Here is a 23,277-nt window from a genome sequence, read left to right as displayed (position 1 = left end):
CTTCACCTATTTAATGGTTAGCGCTTCGTCAACAAGGTTTTGCTGCTGCTTGTTGTGCTCTGAAATGTATCCGACCGCCGGTGCGGCTGACGCACTACGACCACGATAAGACAACTGAGCTCCTTTCGGAATTGCGGCCCAGAAGTGATGCTGGCTGCTATACCATGCACCCTGGTTCTGAGGCTCTTCCTGACACCAGACAAAATCTTTAACGTGCTGATAATCTTTCATAATTTCTGCCACTTCTTCCGCAGGGAACGGATACAGCTGTTCGATACGAATAATGGCAACATCTTCTTGTTCACGCTCGCGGCGTTCTTTCAGTAAATCGTAGTAGACTTTACCTGAGCAAAATACCACGCGTTTTACTTTTTTCGGATTCAGATCATCGATTTCACCAATCGCGTTCTGGAATCCAAGATCCGCTAAATCATCCATTTCTGAAACCGCTAACGGATGACGTAACAATGACTTAGGCGTCATAACAACTAACGGACGGCGAACCGGACGTAAGTGCTGACGACGGATCATGTGGAAAACCTGTGCAGGCGTTGTCGGTACACAGACTGACCAGTTGTGATCGGCCGATAATTGCAGGAAACGCTCAAGACGGGCTGAACTGTGCTCAGGACCCTGCCCTTCGTAACCGTGCGGCAATAGCAATGTTAAACCACATAAACGTCCCCATTTCTGCTCGCCAGAACTTAAGAACTGGTCAATAACAACCTGGGCGCCGTTAACGAAATCACCAAATTGAGCTTCCCACATAACCAGAGACTGCGGTTCAGCCGTAGCGTAACCGTATTCGAAGGCCACAACTGCAGCTTCTGATAAAACTGAGTCATAAATTTCAATTTGCCCCTGATCTGAACCTAAATTGTTCAGTGGCATATAGGTAGAACCATCTTTTTGGTTATGCAATACCGCGTGGCGGTGGAAGAAGGTACCACGGCCGCTGTCCTGACCGGTCAAACGAATATGAGTGCCGTCGTTAACTAAGGTGGCATAAGCCAAAGTTTCAGCGAAACCCCAGTCCATTGGTTTATCGCCTTTCGCCATTTTCAGACGTTCTTGATAAACTTTTTCAACGCGGGAATTCAGCTTGTCTTCTTCCGGATACTGAGTGATTTTTTCGCCCAGATCTTTCAGCTTATCTGCTGAGACTTTGTAGTCGTACTCAACGTCCCAGTCGTTTCCTATGTAGGGAGACCAGTCAACAGAGTGCTGACGCATAGGACGGTGTTCATCAACCACCACTTCGCCTTTATCTAATGCATCACGATAGTCAGACATCCACTGCTTAGCCGTGTCTTCATCAACTATCGATTTCTCTATCAGACGCTTGCCATAAAGCTCGCGGGCAACGGGCTGTTTTTTAACTTTTGCGTACATCAGCGGCTGTGTTGCACTTGGCTCATCGGCTTCGTTATGTCCATGACGGCGATAACAAACCAAATCAATAACCACGTCGCGCTGGAATGCATTACGGTAATCAAGCGCTAACTGAGTGACAAAAACAACGGCTTCAGGGTCATCCGCATTAACGTGGAAAATTGGCGCCTGCACCATTTTGGCAATGTCAGTACAATACTGAGTGGAGCGCGCATCTTCCTGTTTAGATGTAGTGAAACCAACCTGGTTATTCACCACTATACGGATAGAGCCGCCTACACGGTAAGCACGTGTCTGCGACATATTGAACGTTTCTTGCACCACACCCTGACCAGCAACAGCAGCGTCACCGTGAATGGTAATAGGCAGAACTTTTTTGCCTTCCGGGTCTTTCAGACGATCCATGCGTGCACGAACCGAACCCATAACAACTGGGTTTACAATTTCCAGGTGCGACGGGTTAAAGGCCAAAGCAAGGTGGACGTCGCCGCCCGGCGTTGCATAGTCAGAAGAGAAGCCCATGTGATACTTAACATCACCTGAGCCTTTACTGCTGTCATGCTTACCGGCGAACTCGTCGAATAAGTCTTGTGGCTTTTTACCCAGAACGTTGACTAAAACGTTCAAGCGACCACGGTGAGCCATGCCAATAACCACTTCTTTGGCACCCTGCTCACCAGAGCGTGAAATGAGTTCTTTCAACAACGAAACCAGACTGTCGCCACCTTCTAATGAAAAGCGCTTAGCTCCCGGGAATTTTGACCCAAGATACTTTTCCAGTCCGTCAGCGGCTATCAGTTCTTTTAAAATTTTAGTCTGTTGTTCTTTTTCAAACTTGGGCTTTCCAAGAACACCTTCCAACCGTTGCTGAATCCAGCGTTTTTCCTCGGTTGAAACAATGTGCATGTATTCGGCACCAATAGAGCCACAATAAATATTTTCCAGCGCTTCGTGAATATCACTCAGCTTCATTGTGTCTTTGCCAACAGCTAAAGAGCCGACATTAAACTCGCGTTCCAAGTCGTCTTTGCTTAAATCGTGGAAGTTTAATGAAAGGTCTGGAACGGTTTCCTGTTTCCATAAACCAAGAGGATCAAGGTTGGCGTGCTGATGGCCGCGGAATCGGTAAGCATTGATAAGCTGTAAAACTTTAACTTGCTTCTGATCTGCGGCAGTCGTACTGCCTGTTTGAGATTGCTTGAGCTTATTCTTCGCGGCCTGGCGAAACTGTTCCCGGACATCGCTGAGCTTAGTATCAACAATGTGATTATCCTTCGGCAACGCATCGAACATTTGACGCCACTCATCACTGACTGCCGTCGGATCATCCAGATAAGCCTCAAACATTTGTTCAATGTAGGCAACGTTACCACCGGCTAGATGCGATGTTTCTAACCATTCACGCATTACACCATCTTGCATTGCGTTTCCTTCACCTGAATAGATAAACCGTTTTTATAAAAAAATAGCCATCCTTGTGGGATGGCCATCCACAACATCAACCGTTCAAATTGGCGCGACAATATAACGAGTTAAACAGCGCGACTCAAAAGCATCGATTTGATGTGTCCAATAGCCTTTGTTGGATTCAACCCTTTTGGACATACGTTAACGCAGTTCATGATTCCGTGACAACGGAATACACTAAAGGCATCATCGAGTTCATCCAAACGCTCGTCTGTTGCTGTGTCACGACTATCAATTAAGAAACGATAAGCGTGCAGCAGACCAGCAGGTCCAACAAATTTATCCGGGTTCCACCAGAACGATGGGCATGATGTTGAACAGCATGCACATAAAATGCACTCGTAAAGACCATCAAGCTTAGCACGGTCTTCCGGCGACTGCAGTCGTTCACGCGCTGGTGGCGTTTTGTCATCGTTGATAAGGTACGGTTTGATTTTCTCGTACTGCTGATAGAACTGGCTCATATCAACAATCAAATCACGAATGACCGGCAAACCTGGTAGCGGACGAATCACAATTTTGTCTGATTTCAAAGAAGACAAGTGAGTGATACAAGCCAAACCATTTTTACCGTTAATATTCATACCATCGGAGCCACAAACACCTTCACGGCACGAGCGGCGGAACGCCAGCGATGGATCTTGTTCTTTCAATTTGATCAGTGCTTCTAGCACCATCAAATCCTGATTATCTTCTACTTCCAACGTGTACTCTTTCATGTGAGGCGCGTTGTCGACATCAGGATTATAACGATAAACTGAAAATGTGTATTTTTTCATATACCCTCCAACTTAGTAGGTACGAGCTTTCGGAGGGAAAGCTTCACGCAGTTTAGGCGCCATATTGACTTCCCGCGTCACCATATCTTCCTTTTCAGGACGATAAACAGTGTGTACTAACCACTTCTCATCATCACGATCCGGGTAGTCTGCACGGCTGTGAGCACCGCGGCTTTCTGTACGGAAGCTGGCAGCAACTGCAGTTGAGTAAGCCGTTTCCATCAAGTTATCTAGCTCAAGGCATTCGACGCGCTGAGTATTAAACTCTTTAGAGGTGTCATCAAGACGAGCGTTTTTCAGGCGTTCGCGAATTTCGCGCAGCTCAGCAAGCCCTTCTTTCATTGAATCGCCTTCGCGGAAAACCGAGAAATTAAGTTGCATGCACTGTTGCAGGTCTTTCTTAATTTGTGCCGGATCTTCGCCTTTCTGAGTATTTTCCCAACGATTATAACGCGCTAGTGCAGCGTCAATGTCGTCGCTACTTGCTTCTCTGGCTTCTACGTTAGCCGCAAGCGTTTCGCCCAGGTGCATACCGGTTGAACGACCGAATACCACCAGGTCAAGCAGTGAGTTACCGCCTAAGCGGTTAGCACCGTGTACAGATACACAAGCAATTTCACCACAAGCAAACAGGCCTTTAACGTGAGATGTCTGACCATCGTCACCAACAGTCAGGACTTGTCCATTAACGTCCGTCGGAATACCGCCCATCATATAGTGACAGGTAGGAATAACCGGAATTGGTTCTTTCACCGGATCAACGTGTGCGAATGTACGTGATAAGTCACAAACACCCGGCAAACGACTCTCCAGGGTTTCTTTACCCAGGTGATCCAGTTTCAGTTTAAGGTGAGTACCCCATGGGCCTTCACAACCACGTCCTTCACGGATTTCAGTCATCATAGCGCGGGAGACAACGTCGCGTGATGCCAAATCTTTCGCGTTTGGCGCATAACGCTCCATAAAGCGTTCACCGTCTTTGTTCAGCAGGTAACCGCCTTCACCACGACAACCTTCTGTGACAAGCGAGCCCGCTCCGGCAATACCGGTTGGGTGGAACTGCCACATTTCCATATCTTGTACAGGAACGCCGGCACGTAGTGCCATACCAATACCATCACCCGTGTTGATATGAGCATTGGTCGTTGAAGAATAAATACGACCCGCACCGCCGGTAGCAAGAACAACGGCCTTAGCTTTAACAAAGTAAACTTCGCCGCTTTCGATATCCATGGTGGTTACACCACAAACTTCGCCGTCTTGGTTCTTAACGATATCCAGCGCGTACCATTCTGAAAATACGGTGGTTTTTTTCTTCACGTTTTGCTGATAAAGCAAATGCAGCAAAGCGTGACCGGTACGGTCAGCTGCAGCGGCAGTACGAGCAGCCTGCTCGCCACCAAAGTTCTTCGACTGACCACCAAATGGACGTTGATAAACTTTGCCGTTTTCAAAACGCGAGAATGGTAAACCTAAGTTTTCCATTTCTAAAATAGCTTCAGGGCCAGCTTTACACATGTATTCGATAGCGTCCTGGTCACCAATATAGTCCGAACCTTTAACGGTATCGAACATGTGCCATTCCCAGTTATCTTCATGCGCATTACCTAATGCTACGGTAATACCACCCTGAGCAGAAACTGTGTGAGAGCGTGTTGGAAACACTTTGGACATCAACGCGCAGCTCAATCCCTCTTGGGAAATTTGCAGTGCTGCTCGCATGCCGGCACCGCCAGCACCAATCACCACTGCATCATATTCTAAAGTTTTAACAGTCACTTAAACACCCCACAGTACGAATAAGCCAGTGAGCCAAACAGCGATCAGACCAACGCTGAAAACCAGTTGGATAAAAGCTCTGAGACCGGACGCTTTCACGTAGTCTGTTGATACTTGCCAAATGCCAATCCAGCCGTGAATTAACACAGAAGATAAGGCCAGCATAGTGAACACTTTCATCCAAATGTTGGCAAACAACCCACTCCACACTTGATAAGTTACATCTGGCGTAGAAAGGAAGAACCCAGCCATGAACAGTGAATATAGAACCATTACAATCGCGCTGGCTCTCAATAAAATAAAGTCATGAGAACCGCTACGACCAAAAGTAGCTGCTGCTGTTACCATAGCCAAACTCCTACTAATACGGAAAAGATCACAGAAAGAGCAATTGAGACAATTGCGCTGATTCTTCCGGAATCGAGTTCTTCCCAGTAGCCCATGTCCATTACTAAGTGACGCAGACCAATGATTAAGTGAAATCCTAGCGCTGTCAAAATACCCCAGCCAATAAATTTAGCGATAAAGCTGGTCATGATACTCTCGATTTGAGCAAAGCCTTCAGGGCCACTAAGTGACACGGCAAAAGCCCAAATTAGAAAAGCCAGAGAGAACAGCATAGCAACACCGGAAATACGATGCAGTATGGATGCTTTGGCAGCGGCAGGAAGCTTGATAGTTGATAAGTCTAAATTAACAGGTCTTTCTTTTTTCACGATAGATTGCCTTTTAATAAAGCACAAAAGAAATGCAATTTTCGTTTGCGCGACACAGAAACATGCCACCAATACGGCGCAAAGTATATCTAGCCAAGCTATTAATTACAACGACAAACTCAGATTTGAACGCTGACTAAAATACGCTTTACTACTAAAGTCTAACCTAACAAGATAATTCTTCAATCTGAGTAATCTTTTCGTCATGTTTATTACGTATATTTCGCTATAATTGGTTCATGTTCCCCGATTAAAATTGACATTTACGGGCATGATCGAGTTAAATTAGCGCACTTTTTCAAAGTAGATAGCGAGGAGAATTCCTTATGGCTGATCGTAAAGCCACTTTACAGATTGACGGCCAATCCATTGAATTGCCGGTACTATCACCAACGGCAGGAAAGGATGTAGTTGACGTCCGAACTCTGGGAAAACATGGTTATTTTACTTTTGACCCGGGGTTTCTGGCTACAGGCTCTTGCGAGTCGGCTATCACCTATATAGATGGTGAAAACGGCGTTTTACTGCACCGCGGTTACCCTATTGGTGAGTTAGCAACTAAAGCAGATTACTTAGAAGTTTGCTACATGTTGTTGCACGGCGAAGCTCCTACCGAAAAGCAATACCATGAATTCAAAAACACCATTACTAAGCACACTATGGTGCATCAGGGAATTCACAATTTCTTTAATGGTTTCCGTCGTGATGCTCACCCTATGGCAATGTTATGTGCCGTAACGGGAGCTTTATCATCGTTCTATCATGATGATCTGGAGATTCACGATGAAAACCAACGTTTACGTAGTGCTTACCGTCTGATTGCAAAAATTCCAACAATTGCAGCAATGGCTTATAAATTCAGCATTGGTCAACCTTTCGTTTACCCACGTAACGACTTAGGTTATGCAGAAAACTTCCTGAACATGATGTTCTCGGTTCCTGCGGAAGACTACAAAATAAGCCCTGCGGTAGCTCGCGCTATGGATCGCATCTTTACTTTGCATGCTGACCACGAGCAAAACGCATCAACGTCAACAGTACGCCTTGCCGGTTCTTCTGGTGCTAACCCTTACGCATGTATCGCTGCGGGTGTTGCGTCTTTATGGGGACCAGCCCATGGTGGTGCAAACGAAGCTTGCTTGCGTATGCTGGCTGAAATTGGTTCTGTTGAAAACATTCCAAAATATATTGAGAAAGCAAAAGACAAAGACGATCCTTTCCGTCTAATGGGCTTTGGTCACCGTGTATACAAAAACACCGACCCTCGTGCAACGGTAATGCGTGAATCTTGCCACGAAGTACTGAAAGAATTGGATCGTGATGATCCATTACTTGACGTCGCAATGGAACTGGAGCGTATCGCTCTGGAAGACGACTACTTCATTGAAAAGAAACTCTTCCCTAACGTTGACTTCTACTCAGGTATCGTACTGAAAGCTATTGGTATTCCTACCAATATGTTCACCGTTATCTTTGCGCTGTCACGTACTGTCGGCTGGGTTTCTCACTGGCACGAAATGATGGGCGAAGAAAACCAGAAAATTGGTCGTCCTCGTCAGTTATATACTGGTTATACAAAACGCGAGTTTTCACCAATTAAAAAATAAATTGGTTTGAGTTAAGAAGGCGCTCGGTTGAGCGCCTTTTTTTATGCCCGCTCTTAATTAGTTTGAGTACATTGCTTTTCACACCTTACAGAACGTGCAACGAAGCCTTAAATTCTTTATACTACGTCGCATTTCGTTGGTCGCCAAAGAGAGAGCTGACAGACAAATTCATTTTCAACGTGCTTTAGCAGGTTGCAGATAATTACAGAGAGGCTTATGCAGCAAGTAGTCAATGTACAACAACCCATCATTACACCACGTAAATTCAAGGTATATCAGCATCGCCAGTTAGATAAAATTGAGGCGTTAAAGAAAGTTCCTGATGACATGCGTTTTGAAATGAAAGTCGTCGCTAATGTACTGCCATTCAGAGTTAATGAATATGTATTTAACGAACTGATTGACTGGGAAAATGTACCCAATGACCCGCTGTTTCAGCTAACTTTCCCGCAAAAAGATATGCTGGAGCCTTCTGCGTACCAGCGCATGGCAGACCTAATGTCAGGCAAGCACACCACCAATGAAGTGTTTGATTTGGCGACTCAGCTACGCGATGAAATGAACCCTCACCCTGCCGGACAAATGCAAATGAATGTGCCGCATGTTGACGGTGAGCCTTTGCCGGGCATGCAGCATAAGTACCGCGAAACGGTGCTCTTTTTCCCGGCTCAGGGGCAGTACTGCCATTCTTACTGCACTTTCTGCTTCCGTTGGGCGCAATTTGTCGGTAAAGCTACCCGCTTTAATTCAAATGACGCGGATCAATTGCACCGCTATCTGGCTCAGCACAAAGAAGTTACTGACTTGCTGGTGACTGGCGGCGACCCTATGGTTATGCGCACGCGCAAGCTGGCCCATTACTTAGAGGGTTTACTGCAACCTGAGTTCGAGCACATTAAAACCATACGCATTGGCACTAAATCATTAACCTTCTGGCCCTATCGCTTTATCACCGACCCCGACGCGGACGATTTACTGCGTTTATTAGAGCGCTTAGTTGATGGTGGCAAGCATGTGTCGATAATGGCGCATTTAAACCACCCGAATGAATTACGCACTGAAGTATGTCAGGAGGCCATTCGTCGCCTGCGCGCTACAGGTGTTCAAATCCGCTGTCAGGCTCCTTTACTCAAGCACATTAATGACGACCCGGATGTCTGGGCTTCTATGTGGGAGAAGCAGGTACAACTCGGATTAATCCCTTATTATATGTTTGTCGAGCGGGATACCGGAGCAAAACGTTACTTTGAAGTACCGCTGGAGCGTACCTGGGAAATTTTCCAGAAAGCGTACCAGCAGGTTTCAGGTATAGCTCGTACCGTGCGAGGCCCCTCGATGAGTGCCGGCCCGGGGAAAGTAGAAGTTCAGGGTGTTACTGAAATTGCTGGTGAGAAAGTCTTTGCCTTACGCTTTATCCAGGGGCGCAATCCGGACTGGGTACAACGTCCCTTCTTCGCTAAATATGATCCGGATGCCACCTGGCTGCATCACTTAAAACCAGCTTTTGGTGAGGAAAAATTCTTTTTCGAAGATGAGTATTCAAAAATGTCGGCGATGGATTAACCATCGCCTGCCAGTTTTCGTGCCCGCTGCAGGTCCTCTTCAGTATCAATGCCTGTAGCCGGTGCGAGAATGGCTTCAGCGACATGAATACGTTCTCCGTGCCAAAGCACCCGCAATTGTTCTAACGACTCAAGCTGTTCAATAGGGCTTGGCTCCCATTCAATATAACGTCTGACAAAACCCGCCCGATAAGCATAAATACCAATGTGACGATGATAATGCTCAGTAACGACATTTGTCGCTCGGTCGGCAGAAAAATGCTCTCTGTCCCAGGGAATTGCGGCACGGCTAAAGTACAGCGCATAACCCGCAGCATCGGTAACTACTTTTACTGTATTCGGGTTAAAAATATCTTCAGCGTCAGTAATGGGCACGGCCAGCGTCGCCATAGGTGCCTGCCGTTGATTGGCTAAGTTATCAGCAACCTGTCGAATAATTTCAGGCGGAATAAAGGGCTCATCACCCTGAACATTAACCACCACCTCGTTTTCTGCCAGAGCTAATTGTTCGATAACTTCAGCCAAACGTTCCGTACCCGAGGAGTGTTCACTTGAGGTCATCATGACGCGACCACCAAACTTATCAACGCCCTCTTTAATCCGCATATCATCGGTAGCAACTATGACTTCGGCAGCGCCACTAGCCTCAGCTCGCTCAACCACATGCTGAATCATCGGTTTACCGGCAATATCGGCTAAAGGTTTGCCCGGCAAGCGGCTGGAACCGTAGCGAGCTGGAATGACAACGGTAAAACTCATGAAGGAACCTTTTCTAACTCTTCTGATGATAACTCGCGAGCCTTATCCGCTATAAGCACGGGAATATTCTCGTCTATTGGATATGCGAGGCGTTCTCCGCGGCATACTAACTCGTCTTTATCGGCGTAATAGGTCAGTTTCCCTTTACACTTTGGACACGCCAATATTGCTAATGTCGTTTTATCGATGGCCATTTTTCTTCCTTTCCAGCTCTGCCAATAAGTTAGTTTTCATCACTTCGGGCAGCTTCGCTTCAATTGTTTGGTAATACCAGTCAGCTTGCGCAAAAGACTGGCATTTACCAGCATCTTTTTCTGTCATTAATATAGGGTTACTAGCCAGGTTAGAAAAGTCCTGTTGACTAAAAGCGTGATGATCCGCAAAGCTCTGACTGTTCTCCAGTTCAATACCCTGCTCAATTAGCGAGTTAAAAAATCGCTGCGGATAACCAATACCAGCCACGGCATTAAATTTGCTCTCGGTTTTTAACGCAACTTGCTCGTTATTATCAACCCGGTACCAGTTGCCAGGCTCGACATCCACAACATGTCGGGCGAATGCATGACGACCATAGTTAGAAATAACCCAGTCCGCACCTTTGAGACGCCATGGGCCTTCCCGTAATGGGCCCGCAGGCAAAAGCCATCCATTTCCGGTGCCTCGCTCAGCGTCTATCATAATTAATTCAATATCGCGTTTGAGTGCATAATGCTGTAACCCGTCATCACAGATAATAACGTCTACTTTGGGGTGTTGTTCCGCCATAAGCTTTGCAGCCTGAGCTCGTTTGGGCGCAATAACAACAGGGCAGCCAGTGCGACGACGCATGAGCAAAGGTTCATCACCGGCTTTTTCCGGAGAGTCGCTCTCTAAAACCTCATAAGGAAAAGGCCCTTTTGCACCGTAACCACGACTGATAATGCCCGGATTCCAGCCCTCATCTTTGAGCCATTGACTTAAGGCCACAACCATAGGTGTTTTGCCAGTGCCGCCCACGCTAATGTTTCCCACTACTATGACCGGAACATCAGCTTTATAGCGTGGCATTAACCCCAAAGCATAAAAACTGCGACGCAAATTTGTTACCAGCCAAAACACCAGCGACAGTGGTGTCAGCAAAAACAGTAAAGGGTGCAGCCTGGCTTTATACCACTGCTTTTGAAGCCACATTAGGCGCTCCCGCTAAACTGCAGGTTATGCAGCTGAAAATATGCGCCTTCCTGATCAAGCAATTGCTGGTGTGTACCGCGCTCAATAATCTCACCGTTGTCCATAACCAAAATTTCATCGGCATTTTCAATAGTTGATAAACGGTGCGCAATAACAATAGCTGTCCTGTTTTTTCTCAGGGTTCCTAACGCATCCTGAATATGGCGTTCGGACTCGGTATCCAGAGCCGATGTTGCTTCATCCAGTATCAGAATAGGCGCGTCTTGTAGTAGCGCACGGGCTATAGCAATACGCTGACGTTGACCACCGGACAGCATCACCCCGTTCTCGCCCACCATAGTATCCAGGCCTTTTGGCATGCTGTCGGTGAACTCAGTAACGTAAGCTTGCTCAGCGGCTTTAGTGATGTCTTCACGCGAGACATCTTTCGAGGCACCATAAGCAATATTGTTTGCTATGGTGTCGTTAAACAGGGTTACGTGCTGAGATACCAGCGCAAACTGACGCCTTAAGCATTTCAACTTATAGTCGTTAATATTATGGCCATCAAGCAAAATGCGTCCCTGCTCGACATCGTAGAAGCGCGTGAGCAAATTCGATATTGTTGACTTACCACTGCCTGAACGACCTACCAGCGCAATGGTTTTGCCCTGATCAACTTTAAAGTTAATGTGCTGAAGCGCGGGTTCATCACCTTTTTGGTAAGAAAAGGTCACGTCATCAAAAACAATATCGCCCGCTGCCCGGTCAACCACCCGCGAGCCTTTATCAACTTCAATCGGTTCGTCAAGAATCGCAAACACACTGGTCGCCGCCGCAATACCGCGCTGGAAATCACTGTTTACGTTAGTAAGCTGCTTCAAAGGACGCAGCAGCATGATCATAGCGGTAAGTAACGTAGTAAAGGCACCAGCAGACAATTCTCCCAGCATTTCGGGAAAACTGGCAATAACTAAGACCATAGAAAGACTTAAGGACGCTATAAACTGAATAACCGAAGTGCTAATAGCGCGGGTATTCACCAGCTTCATATTCTGGTTACGAGTAATATTGTTTATGTTCGAAAAGCGGGCAGACTCACCTTTCTGCCCCTGATGCATAATCACAACCTTATGGCCGTTGATCATCTGCTCTGCGGTTGTGGTTACGTTACCCATAGCTGTCTGAATACGGCTACTTACTTTACGAAAGCGGCGAGAAACGACCCCAACAACTTTTGCAACCAGAGGGCCTATCACTAAAAATACTAATGACAATTGCCAGCTTTGGTAAAACATTAGACCTAATAATCCGGCGACGAAGGCTCCTTCTTTTACCAAAACCAGAACGGCCCGACTACTCGCTTCTGCCACCTGCTGAGTGTCATAAGTTATTTTTGAAATCAAGTCGCCAGTTGAGTGCTGATCATGGAAACCGACCGGTAGTTTCATCATATGGTCAAACAATTGCTGCCGCATTTTAGTAACAACTTTAAAGCCAACCCAATGCAGGAAATAGCTGGAGGCAACATTCAAAGAACCGCGAAGGATGAAAATAAAAGGAACAAAAAGCGCACCATAAAGCAGTATATTAGAGTCCTGCTCTGTTAACCCGTCATCTATTAAGGTTTCAATTTGGGATAAAAACAATGTATCAATGGCAGAGTAACCAATCATACATAAGACCGCAGCAATAAAAGCTGCCTTATAAGGTTTGATATAACCTAATAAGCGTTTAAAGGTCGTCTTTTTTTTAAGCTGAGAATCCATGTAATCTCATATTAGTCATTAACACTTCTGATATTCTACCTGTTTTCAAAGGGTAACTCCAAACTCCATGTGTTGCCGTCACTAACTATGGTCAGTTGTCCGCTGTCTCTGGTTCCAAACCAAGGCTTTTGAGTACGGGAAAGTCTTTCCAGTGTATAGCGATGGGGAAAGTCATATCCTTTATGTTTACCGTAACTGATAAGATAGATGTCCGCATCGACCGCCTGTAACAAAGGCCAGCTAGTGGATGTTTTACTGCCATGGTGTGGAATCAACAGAACATCGGAGTTAGCTTCAGGTAGCTTATGTAAAGACTTCAACAATAATTGCTCCGCCATCATTTCAATGTCGCCGGGCAGAAAAACACTGAAGTCTTTATAACTGACGCGTAATACACATGAACGATTATTTTTACTTAACCGATTTGCATCCTGATAAGCAGACGTTGGCCACAGAACCTCCCATTGTGTGCTATTCCATTCACCTGTATCACCGGCGCGACAGGGTTTATCACTGGCATCTCCGCGCCACTCTAGCTGAGAATACCTTTGTCTAAGAAAATCTCTGCCGCCGTTATGATCTCTATCGCCATGGCTGATAAAAGCCAGCTCAGGCCGCAAACCATGATAATTAAGAAAAGGTTCAATAACCGCTTCTGCAACACTAAAACCCGAACTAAACTCAATACCGGTATCAATGAGCATGGCTTTGCCGTCCTTCTCTATTACTACAGCCTGGCTTTGCCCCACATCCAGAACATGAAGACGCAACTTTCCGTCCCGTTGATTAAAAAAGGAAAAAGCCACAACAGGCAAGCACAATAATAGACCTAACCTTTGCCAACCACGACTTACCGGCAACAGCATGGCCGCAGTAAGTGCGAACAAAACAGCAAACCGTGCTGCGCGGGTTATCGGCCATTGATTCAGTTCCAACCAATTAGCCGGGTGCCCTGCTAAAGCGTCCAATAGTGGGGTCAAACAGGTAACCGATAGTTCAGACAACTGCCAGAACGACACAGCAATATCAGAACCAAACAACGCAAAAACAGTTCCTGTTAATGCCAGCGGCAATAACCAAAAGCTGATAACAGGCAACACCAACAAATTGACTACGGGAGCAAAAAGCGAAAAGCCGCCAAATAATAAAAATGATAAAGGAGACATCACCACCAACAGCTGCCATTGAATTGACCAAAGGCTTTTTACCGCGGAGAAACGGCCACGACTTTTGCTCCAGCGCCAACTGGCAAGAAAAAGAGCGGCAACGGCAGTAATAGATAACCAAAAACCGGGATCCTGCCAGGCAAAAACATCAACCACTAGTACCGCAGCCACCACTCGCAACAATAAGCTTAGCGGATTTAACTTGAGCTTTAACACAATATGCAGAAGAACCACCAGAAACATGGTTAAAGCTCTTACAGTCGATATTGAAAAACCTGACATGCCTGCATAGGCGCTTACCACAATTGCCGCGAAGACCAGCGACCACAGCCGAATGTCTAGTCGCTCTCTATTTTTTAAGCTGATAGGAAAACAGTAAAAACAAAAACGAAAGAATAAAATAGCTGAGCCTGCGACCATCCCCAGATGCAAGCCGGATATGGCCAGACTATGAGCTAACCCCGTTTTTTGCCAGGTTTCACGAGTGGCAGAGGTTAGCAGGCTGCGTTCGCCAATAGTTAATGCAGCCAATATACCCGGTTCAGATAAATCAGCTTGTTCTATGCTATCGAAAACTCTCTGCCGAAAACTGGTTACACGAGTCAGTTTTTCGCCATCTTTGACCGTTCCTAGGGCATAAATATTATTGCGCAATAAGTATTTCCGGTATCGAAAACTCCCCTGGTTTCGGTAGTCCGTTGCCTGTTTCAGCTTCACTTCCAGTTGCCAACGTTCACCAGCTTTCGGCACCTGTTTATGGTGGCTGTTATACCAGCTCAGTTGAACCCGGGGTTGCTGCCAGAATGGCAAAACTTTACCAGCCAGAACTTCTACTCTGCCCGTCATACGCAAATGAAAAGGATAACGACGCGACATTTCATCCACGACAAGCGTCAATTGAATTTCATTACCCATCAATTCGTCTGGTATCGCGCGTAAATTTTGCCAATAAAGGTTGGCATTACCCCATAAAATGCCGCAAAATAACACCATCAGTCGTAGTACGATGGTTCGCTGTTTTACTTCCCTCTGTCTAAAATAAAAAAAGGCATTAACTGTCGCCAAAAGTAGTAGTGCGATAGTTGAAAAAATTAGCCAAAATTTGATGTCAGAGTGTAACGAGGCGGACAATATTCCGCCAACAAAGACCAGTAACCAACGATCCATCGTTGCTCCTTCCCTGGGGCAGTAACCGGATAGGTAATAAACGTCACATTATGGCCAGACGCTTCATTAAACGCTTAATGCCTGATCATCAAAAAGTGCGCGAATCCAAAGCGATTCGTTTGTTCGGCAGCCTTCTGCACGATGCAAACTTGTGGCATTTAAATCGACGTTCAGCTTCAGGCGCCTTTGCAGTCGGCTTATTCTGCGCTTTTATACCAGTACCCTTTCAAATGTTATTGGCGGCAGCGGCGGCAATTCCTTTTCGCGTTAACTTGCCACTTTCGGTCGGGCTTGTCTGGGTCTCAAACCCTATTACTATGCCGCCAATGTTCTATCTGTGCTATTTAGTCGGTAATGCCCTGCTCGCAGAGCCACCACAACCCTTTGCTTTTGAACTTAGCTGGGAATGGCTAATGCACAGCATTTCGACCATCGGTCCGGCATTACTGCTTGGGTGTTTGATCCTTGGCACGTTATCCAGCTTTATCGGTTACATCGGTATTCGCTTGCTTTGGCGCCAGTCGGTGGTCAAAGCCTGGCGCCGTCGCAACCCTGAAGGCAATTAAGTACTTTCGTGCAGGGCCTTGGCGGGTTCAACTTTGACCGCCCTCCAGGCTGGATAAATAGTGGCCAGCAAACTCATTACCAGTGCCACGCTGGCGACTAAAATAACGTCGCCCCAAACCCATTCAGAGGGCACCTCACCAACAAAGTAGATATCGTTGGAAAGCACCTCAAAGTGGAACCAGGATTCAAGCGTTAGCATAATATCCGGTAGAAACTGCGCCAGAAGTATCCCGCAGAAGCAACCGATAGCCACTCCATATAGTCCATTCATTAACCCCTGAAACACAAAGGACTGCAGTAAGGAACTATCTTTCATACCTAAGGTTTTCAACATGGCAATTTGGCTGCGCTTTTTCGCTACCGTCATAATGAGTGTTGAAACAATATTAAAACAGGCTACAGCCATAACCAGAATCAAAACCAGATACACTACCCAGCGCACCAACTCAATATCGCGATATAAATGGCCGTGACTTCGGGTCCAGTCATCCAGATAGACCAATTCTGGCAACTGGTTACCTATTTCCCGGGCAACCGCAGGAGCCGAAAAAACATCCTTTAACCGCAAGCGTACGGAGCTGACATCACTAGCAAAACTCAACTCATTCTTAGCCGTTTCCAGAGAGACGTAGGCATTTTGATAGTCAATTTGTCCGCCAAATTTAAACAACCCGGTGACTTCCAGTCGCACCCGCTCTGGCGAACGAAACCCTCGCTCAGATTTTTCCGGGGTTAGTAAGGAAACAGAGTCGCCAACAGCTAAGTCAAGCTTCTCGGCCAAACCTGCCCCTAGCAATAAACCGCCTTTTTGCTGCCACCTTTGCCAGTCTTCGTTACTTACATAGTTGGATATATCCGATACTTTTTGTTCCTGCTCTGCGGATATTCCCCGAACCTGAATGCCATGAAAAGTTGACTGAGTTTGCACCATAACGGTGGAATTAATTCCCGGAGCCGCCGCTATAACTTGCGGGTGCTCCCGCGCGATTTTTGCTATTTTTTGCCAGTCATCCAGCGCGCCTTCTACTGCACTGTACTCAACCTGCGGAACAACCGCCAGTAACCGCTCCTGCAGCACCTGATTAAAACCGTTCATCATCGACAAGGCCGCAATTAAAACCGCGCAACCAAGCGCTATACCAATAGTGGATGAAGCCGATATAAATGACAAAAAGCCCTGTTTCGCAGTACCTTTACGAAAGCGTCGGGCAATTAACCAGGCAAGCTGCATTAGCCTTGCTCCTTATGCAAAATTCCATTTTTTAAAACTTCTACGCGCTGCAGTTGCTCAGCCAGCTGCAAGTCATGAGTGACCACAATAAAGGCCGTGCCCATTTCCTGATTTAGCTCCAGCATTAACTGATAAATACTCTCAGCCGCTTTACCATCCAGATTACCGGTTGGCTCATCGGCCAGCACCACCTGTGGTTTATTCACAAAAGCCCTGGCTATAGCAACCCGTTGACGTTCACCACCGGAAAGCTGTGCCGGACGATGCGATAACCGGTGCTCTAATCCCACACGCACTAGTAACTGCTTCGCGTTTTTTTTAGCCTCAACAGGGCTCTTACCCGCTATCATTTGCGGCATTGCAACGTTTTCCAGTGCTGAAAATTCCGGCAATAAATGGTGAAACTGATACACAAAGCCAAGGTTTTGATTACGCCACTGAGCAAGCTTGTCTGCCTTCCAGTGCGTCATCTCCTGATCTTTATAAAACAGTTGACCCGATGAGGGTTTATCCAGCCCCCCCAACAAATGCAGCAAAGTGCTTTTACCCGAACCTGACGCTCCGACTACGGCAACCATTTCTCCGGCTTGCAGCGCAAAATCAATGTCTTTTAAAACGGTAACCTGGTCGCCCCCGTCCTGATAGGATTTACTCAATTCTTTGCAACGCAACAGCGCGTCAGTCATAGCGTAATGCCTCCGAGGGTTGAACATGTGCGGCTTGTGATGCGGGATATAGCGTTGCCACCAAAGTTAAGGTAATTGCGGCAACCGCGGTAATAATAACCTGAGACACGTTAATAATAATTGGCAGACCTTCATCTGATCCGGCAAAAATCTGTGCACCGAATAAAGCCAGAATATCATTCAGATACCAGCTCAATATCAGCCCCAGAATAACGCCAATTAATGATCCCAGCACGCCGTTATAAAGCCCCTGCAATAAAAATACCGTGCGTATACGCCCGTTAGATAAACCCAACGTTTGTAATATGGCGATATCGTGGCGTTTGTCGTTTATCACCATAATAAGAGCCGATAAAGTATTAAACGCAGCAACAGCAATGATTAGCGCCAGCATTAACCACATCATGCGTTTTTCCATGCCAACTGCTTCAAATAACTGGCCATAATTTTGTCGCCAGTCGCTGGTCGTTAATTGCGTTTTATTGCGCAGACTTTCTGCCACTTGGGGGGCTTTAAAAGCGTCATCTAAAAACAACTGCAGCCCACTCACTTTTCCTTCAGGTAAGCGAATTAAACGAGCTAAGTCACTACCGTGGGCAAAAACAACCGATTCATCCACCTCTGAGCCCATAGAAAAGAACCCGGTAACGACAAAGCGGCGCTGCGACGGCACTAGTCCAAAAGGTGTATAGACACCGCCCTGCGCGGCAATAATTCGAATGTTATCGCCAACGGTTATTCCTTGTTTTTGCGCCAGTCGCTGACCTATTATCAAGTGATAACTGCCCGGGGTTAGACTGAGCCAGTCACCAACCACCATTTTATCTTCGAGTGAAAGAGGTACCTCGCCCACATCTGGGTAAATGCCCTGTATATTGGCTACCGACATCTTTTCTGAAAACTGCAATATGCCCTGCGTTTGCACATACGGCATTGACCCTTTAACAGCCTCTAGTTCGGGCAGTTGCTCCTGGGTTTTACGCCAGTTTGTCAGTTCAGTAGTGCTGTCAGCGTCGGTTAGGGTTACCTGAGGGACAGCGCCCAAAATCCGTTCTTTCAATTGGCCTTCAAAACCGTTCATAACCGACATAACAACCACTAGCGCCATTACGCCCAGCGCAATACCTGCAAAAGCAAAGCGGTTAATAAATGCCGTAAAGGCAGAGCCCTGCCTTGCCCGGCTGTAACGCAGGCCAATAAACAGCACAACCGGCTGAAACATATACCCTCAATTATTTGATGGTTGCTAATTCATAACGAGCAAGGATAATGAGTTGTATTGAGCCTGACAACTAAAAGCCGAAACAATGACGCAATCGCAGACATCAATGACATCGCCAATAGGAGATTTCTTCACGGTAAGAGATCACTTCCCGGTCAATTTAATTGCGCTAGATTCGGCTGACAATATACCGGACGAAGACGCGTTTATTGCCGAGATCCCGGAACTGTTTACTATTGCATCCAGTATGGCTGAAAGTGATCAGCAACAACTGCAAAGCATTAAAGTTGAACAGTCGTCAGGCAGCGCTCTGGTGGCTTTTCTGGAGCAGCAGCACAAACGTATGAACATATTGCTCGGTTATATGCTCCGTAATGAGGATGACCCCGAGTACCGGTTTGAGGGTGTTGAATATGGCGGCGGCGGCATTCGTATTGTCAATGACTCGCCATTAACAGAAGACCAGACGTTCCAGGCCAAATTGTTCTTCAAAGAAGAAGCTCTGGCAATTTACTGCTACCTGAGAGCTGAAAAGTCAGAGCCTGAAGAAAATGGTGATACTTACCTTTGCACTCTTAGCTTTGCTCAAATTCGCGAGGAAGATCAGGAGCTATTGATTCGGGCCAGTCTTCATGCCCAGAGTCGCCAGCTTAAAGAACGTTCCAAACAACGCCGCGAAGAAAAACAAAACGACAACCTGTCATCCAAATCCTGATTGATTTCGGTATAATACCGACGTTTTTCCAAACCAGTTGAGTAGTCATGACTAAGGCATCTGTATTAAGACCCCCTTTTCCTCCGGCAGCAAACAAAGACCTTACCTGGCAAGAGTTGCATGGTAGCTCACCAGCAATGGCCATAGCGCGGCTAATTGACGCCACGCCCGGCCGGGTTTTAATTGTCACCGCAGATGCTAACCAGGCACACCGGTTAGAACAGGAAGTAAAATACTTTGCCGGTGAACACACCGAGTACCATGACGACATCACTCTTTTCCCCGATTGGGAAACTTTGCCTTACGACAGCTTTTCACCGCATCAGGACATTATTTCTGACCGACTCAGCGTGCTGGCACGTCTTCCTGATGCCAAGCGCGGCGCACTAATTGTCAGCATTAATACCCTGCTGCACCGAATTGCTCCAACCTCTTTTGTGCAGGGGCAAGCGTTACAAATTGAAAAAGGCCAGCAACTCGACAGCCTGAAGCTGCGACAACAGCTTGAAAATGCCGGTTATCGTCATGTTAATCAAGTAATGGAGCATGGCGAGTTCAGTGCCCGCGGCTCTATCTTAGACTTATACCCTATGGGCAGCCAGACACCTTACCGGCTCGACTTTTTTGACGACGAAGTCGATACCATTCGGCCGTTTGACCCTGAGACTCAGCTATCAAAAGATCCAATAGACGGCATTAACTTGCTGCCCGCACACGAGTTTCCACTGACAAAAACGGCGATTGAACGCTTTCGCGCAAATTATCGTGAGCATTTTGAGGCGAGCACTGAGCGTGAATCGGTGTATCAGCAAGTCAGTAAAGGCCAGTTACCTGGTGGTATAGAGTACTATCTGCCGTTATTTTTTGAAGAAACTGCCAGCTTGTTTGATTACCTTCCCGAAGACACGGTATTGGTTACTTTCGGCAACATTCAGGCGAGCCTGGAACGACTGTGGCAGGATATTAACCACCGCTACGATCAACGTCAGTTTGACCCTTTACGGCCATTACTGCATCCCAATGAGCTGTTTCTTCCGGTCGATAATATTCACGCCGGTTTCAAACAGTACCGACGGGTGCGTGCCAATGTACCTGCAGAAATGGCACAACCCGGTCCCACGCCGTTTTTGACAGAGGCAGTAACGGAAATAGCAGCTGACCATCAGCAAAAGCAACCCTTTGCCAAGTTAAAGACCAAACTGGAACAGGCTTTGGCAGAGGGTGAAAAAGTTCTGCTGTCAGCCGAGAGCGCAGGCCGCCGCGAAGCCTTGCGGGAAATTGTCAGCAAGCTTGGCTTTCAGGTAAGACTTTGCTCCGGGCTGGATGAATGCCCAACCCAACAAATTGGGTTAATCATTAGCCCCATTATTAATTCATTTTATTTACCAGACGCCAAACTTTGGTTTATTACCGAAACCGAATTGTTTGGTAACCGCGTGGTACAAAGCCGTCGACGTCAGCAAAAAGCCACTGTCAGCGCCGATACGCTCATTCGCAATTTAGCAGAACTGCAGGCCGGTCAGCCGGTTGTTCACCTGGACCACGGTGTTGGCCGCTATCAGGGGTTGACGACTCTCGATGCCGGTAATGTCACCACGGAATTTGTCACCATTGAGTACGCAGGTGGCGCCAAACTTTATGTTCCGGTAGCAAACCTGAACGTTTTAAGCCGCTACAGTGGCGGTGAAGAAAGCCATGCTCCTTTAAACAAACTGGGTAATGACAGTTGGGAAAAAGCCAAAAAACGTGCTGCAGAAAAAGTGCGAGACGTTGCTGCAGAACTGCTCGATATTTACGCCCGTCGTGAAGCTAAGCCCGGCTATGCATTTAATATTAACGAAGAAGACTACCAACGTTTTGCCGCCGGCTTTCCGTTTGAAGAAACCATTGATCAGCAGGCCGCAATTGATGCGGTTAAACAGGACATGCAACAGCCCCGCGCTATGGACAGGCTGGTTTGCGGCGACGTGGGCTTTGGTAAAACTGAAGTGGCCATGCGCGCGGCCTTTATTGCAGTTAATGAAGGTAAACAAGTAATGGTGCTGGTTCCTACCACCCTACTTGCCCAGCAACACTACGAAAACTTCAGTGACCGTTTTGCTGATCAGGCCATTCGGGTTGAAGTGCTGTCGCGCTTTAAAACCGCCAAGCAGTCAAAAGGCATTCTTGAAGACTTATCCAACGGCAAAGTCGACATTGTTATTGGTACCCACAAGTTACTGCAAGACAATGTTAAGTGTCATGACTTAGGTCTGCTTATTGTCGACGAAGAACACCGCTTTGGTGTAAGACAAAAAGACACAATTAAACGCCTGCGCGCTGACGTAGATATTCTGACGCTAACCGCAACACCGATTCCGCGCACCCTGAATATGGCCATGAACAACATTCGTGACCTTTCAATTATAGCCACGCCACCAGCTAAGCGACTGGCAGTAAAAACCTTTGTCCGCGAATACGACGAGCCAACGGTTCGTGAGGCAATATTGCGTGAGATTCTGCGCGGTGGTCAGGTTTATTTCTTACACAACAATGTCGACACCATTGAAAAAACTGCGGCCGATATTGAAGCTCTGGTTCCGGAAGCGCGGGTTGTGGTTGCTCACGGACAGATGCGTGAACGTGACCTTGAGCGCATTATGTCGGACTTCTACCATCAGCGGTTTAACGTGCTGGTCTGTACCACCATTATTGAAACCGGTATCGACATACCCAGCGCCAACACCATTATTATGGATCGCGCCGATCACCTGGGTCTGGCGCAGATGCACCAGCTGCGGGGCCGGGTCGGACGTTCGCATCATCAGGCTTACGCCTATTTATTGACGCCACACCCCAAACGCATGACCAAAGACGCACACAAGCGCCTCGAAGCGATTTCTCAGCTGGAAGACCTGGGTGCCGGCTTTATGCTTGCAACTCACGACCTGGAAATTCGTGGTGCCGGCGAGCTGCTGGGCGATGATCAGAGTGGTCAGATTGAAAGCATTGGCTTTACTTTATACATGGACATGCTGGAGCAAGCGGTTAAAGCTTTAAAAGAAGGCAAAGAACCCGCGCTTGCGCAACTGCTACACGAACGTGCTGAAATTGACCTGAAACTGCCGGCACTTTTACCTGAAGCTTACATACCAGACGTCAATAATCGTTTAAGTTTGTATAAGCGAATAGCCAACTGCGAAACAAGCAAAGAGCTTGATGATCTGCAAGTAGAATTGATTGATCGTTTTGGCCTGTTACCGGACGCAGCAAAAAATCTGATTCGGCAGACACAACTTCGCAATAATGCGGAACAGTTAGGTATACGCAAAATTGATATTGGTAATCAGGGCGGTATTATTGAGTTTGCCGACGACACGAAAATTAACCCCGAGATAATTATTGGGTTAATTCAAAAAGCGCCCAGCTATTATAAGCTGGACGGGCCGAATCGTTTACGTTTGAGTCAACCACTGGAAGATACTCAAAGCCGCTTAAAACTGGTAGAGTCTCTGCTAGACGAGTTTGCAGAGCAATCTCAGGCGGCGTAACACAGGAGTGAATA

The 23,277-nt window shown here is 46.9% G+C and carries 18 protein-coding genes; 5 read left to right on the top strand and 13 right to left on the bottom strand.

All coding sequences use genetic code 11. The features are described 5' to 3' along the window. Positions 1-6: 6 nt before the first annotated feature. From ACP7H9_RS00610 to sdhC, 5 genes are all read right to left on the bottom strand, one after another. The gene (locus ACP7H9_RS00610; RefSeq protein ID WP_110013278.1) at positions 7-2,814 is read right to left on the bottom strand and encodes a 2-oxoglutarate dehydrogenase E1 component; all 2,808 of its coding nucleotides are present in this window, start codon (positions 2,812-2,814) and stop codon (positions 7-9) included. A gap of 110 nt (positions 2,815-2,924) precedes the next feature. After that, positions 2,925-3,638: a succinate dehydrogenase iron-sulfur subunit gene (locus ACP7H9_RS00605; RefSeq protein ID WP_034821292.1), complete on the bottom strand. Its 714-nt coding sequence runs from the start codon at positions 3,636-3,638 to the stop codon at positions 2,925-2,927. Between the two features lie 12 nt (positions 3,639-3,650). Continuing rightward, positions 3,651-5,417 carry a succinate dehydrogenase flavoprotein subunit gene (sdhA, locus tag ACP7H9_RS00600; protein ID WP_011234748.1) on the bottom strand — a complete coding sequence of 589 codons (1,767 nt, stop codon included), beginning with the start codon at positions 5,415-5,417 and terminating at the stop codon, positions 3,651-3,653. Continuing rightward, positions 5,418-5,765 carry a succinate dehydrogenase, hydrophobic membrane anchor protein gene (gene sdhD / locus ACP7H9_RS00595; RefSeq protein ID WP_011234749.1) on the bottom strand — a complete coding sequence of 116 codons (348 nt, stop codon included), beginning with the start codon at positions 5,763-5,765 and terminating at the stop codon, positions 5,418-5,420. Beyond that, positions 5,759-6,133: a succinate dehydrogenase, cytochrome b556 subunit gene (gene sdhC, locus ACP7H9_RS00590; RefSeq protein ID WP_011234750.1), complete on the bottom strand. Its 375-nt coding sequence runs from the start codon at positions 6,131-6,133 to the stop codon at positions 5,759-5,761. The genes sdhD and sdhC overlap by 7 nt, the downstream gene beginning before the upstream one ends. 326 nt (positions 6,134-6,459) lie before the next feature. On the opposite strand from sdhC, the gene gltA reads away from it, so the two are divergent. Together gltA and ACP7H9_RS00580 are read left to right on the top strand one after the other, a co-directional pair. Next, positions 6,460-7,740 carry a citrate synthase gene (gene gltA / locus ACP7H9_RS00585; RefSeq protein WP_011234751.1) on the top strand — a complete coding sequence of 427 codons (1,281 nt, stop codon included), beginning with the start codon at positions 6,460-6,462 and terminating at the stop codon, positions 7,738-7,740. Between the two features lie 216 nt (positions 7,741-7,956). Beyond that, entirely contained in the window at positions 7,957-9,303 is a 1,347-nt protein-coding gene (locus ACP7H9_RS00580; protein ID WP_011234752.1) for a KamA family radical SAM protein, read from the top strand. Here the strand turns inward: ACP7H9_RS00580 and kdsB are convergent. The 5 genes from kdsB to ACP7H9_RS00555 are packed head-to-tail and all read right to left on the bottom strand — an operon-like array spanning position 9,300 to position 15,312. Then, the gene (gene kdsB, locus ACP7H9_RS00575) at positions 9,300-10,061 is read right to left on the bottom strand and encodes a 3-deoxy-manno-octulosonate cytidylyltransferase (protein ID WP_011234753.1); all 762 of its coding nucleotides are present in this window, start codon (positions 10,059-10,061) and stop codon (positions 9,300-9,302) included. The two genes, ACP7H9_RS00580 and kdsB, sit on opposite strands and share 4 nt — an antisense overlap. Beyond that, complete coding sequence (locus tag ACP7H9_RS00570) at positions 10,058-10,255, bottom strand: Trm112 family protein (protein WP_011234754.1); 198 nt, start codon at positions 10,253-10,255, stop codon at positions 10,058-10,060. The genes kdsB and ACP7H9_RS00570 overlap by 4 nt, the downstream gene beginning before the upstream one ends. After that, complete coding sequence (gene lpxK, locus ACP7H9_RS00565) at positions 10,242-11,231, bottom strand: tetraacyldisaccharide 4'-kinase (RefSeq protein ID WP_011234755.1); 990 nt, start codon at positions 11,229-11,231, stop codon at positions 10,242-10,244. Before lpxK ends, ACP7H9_RS00570 begins: the two co-directional genes overlap by 14 nt. Further along, on the bottom strand, positions 11,231-12,979 hold the full coding sequence (gene msbA / locus ACP7H9_RS00560) for a lipid A export permease/ATP-binding protein MsbA (protein WP_114981214.1): 1,749 nt from the start codon (positions 12,977-12,979) through the stop codon (positions 11,231-11,233). The genes lpxK and msbA overlap by 1 nt, the downstream gene beginning before the upstream one ends. A 35-nt stretch (positions 12,980-13,014) precedes the next feature. Continuing rightward, on the bottom strand, positions 13,015-15,312 hold the full coding sequence (locus ACP7H9_RS00555) for a DNA internalization-related competence protein ComEC/Rec2 (protein ID WP_439222060.1): 2,298 nt from the start codon (positions 15,310-15,312) through the stop codon (positions 13,015-13,017). 50 nt (positions 15,313-15,362) lie between these two features. Here ACP7H9_RS00555 and ACP7H9_RS00550 point away from each other — a divergent pair, with 50 nt between their 5' ends. Further along, positions 15,363-15,878, top strand: a complete 516-nt coding sequence (locus tag ACP7H9_RS00550; RefSeq protein WP_110013285.1) for a DUF2062 domain-containing protein — start codon at positions 15,363-15,365, stop codon at positions 15,876-15,878. Here ACP7H9_RS00550 and ACP7H9_RS00545 read toward each other — a convergent pair. From ACP7H9_RS00545 to ACP7H9_RS00535, 3 genes are read right to left on the bottom strand one after another with little or no spacing between them, the layout of a single operon-like run. Beyond that, positions 15,875-17,110, bottom strand: a complete 1,236-nt coding sequence (locus ACP7H9_RS00545; protein WP_273025495.1) for a lipoprotein-releasing ABC transporter permease subunit — start codon at positions 17,108-17,110, stop codon at positions 15,875-15,877. The two genes, ACP7H9_RS00550 and ACP7H9_RS00545, sit on opposite strands and share 4 nt — an antisense overlap. Then, positions 17,110-17,796, bottom strand: coding sequence for a lipoprotein-releasing ABC transporter ATP-binding protein LolD (gene lolD, locus ACP7H9_RS00540; RefSeq protein ID WP_153849221.1), 687 nt, complete (start codon positions 17,794-17,796; stop codon positions 17,110-17,112). The genes ACP7H9_RS00545 and lolD overlap by 1 nt, the downstream gene beginning before the upstream one ends. Beyond that, on the bottom strand, positions 17,789-19,018 hold the full coding sequence (locus ACP7H9_RS00535) for a lipoprotein-releasing ABC transporter permease subunit (RefSeq protein ID WP_439222059.1): 1,230 nt from the start codon (positions 19,016-19,018) through the stop codon (positions 17,789-17,791). The genes lolD and ACP7H9_RS00535 overlap by 8 nt, the downstream gene beginning before the upstream one ends. 85 nt (positions 19,019-19,103) lie before the next feature. Between ACP7H9_RS00535 and ACP7H9_RS00530 the strand changes: the two genes are divergently transcribed. Beyond that, complete coding sequence (locus tag ACP7H9_RS00530) at positions 19,104-19,733, top strand: PilZ domain-containing protein (protein WP_439222058.1); 630 nt, start codon at positions 19,104-19,106, stop codon at positions 19,731-19,733. Positions 19,734-19,780: 47 nt separating this feature from the next. Next, positions 19,781-23,263, top strand: a complete 3,483-nt coding sequence (gene mfd, locus ACP7H9_RS00525; protein ID WP_439222057.1) for a transcription-repair coupling factor — start codon at positions 19,781-19,783, stop codon at positions 23,261-23,263. The last annotated feature ends 14 nt before the right edge of the window (positions 23,264-23,277 follow it).

This window comes from Idiomarina sp. ST20R2A10 (assembly GCF_051842345.1).
GTDB classification, from domain to species: Bacteria; Pseudomonadota; Gammaproteobacteria; order Enterobacterales; family Alteromonadaceae; genus Idiomarina; species Idiomarina loihiensis.
The sequence above is the reverse complement of the archived record's forward strand: the minus strand, read 5'-3'. Positions and strand labels throughout refer to the sequence as shown.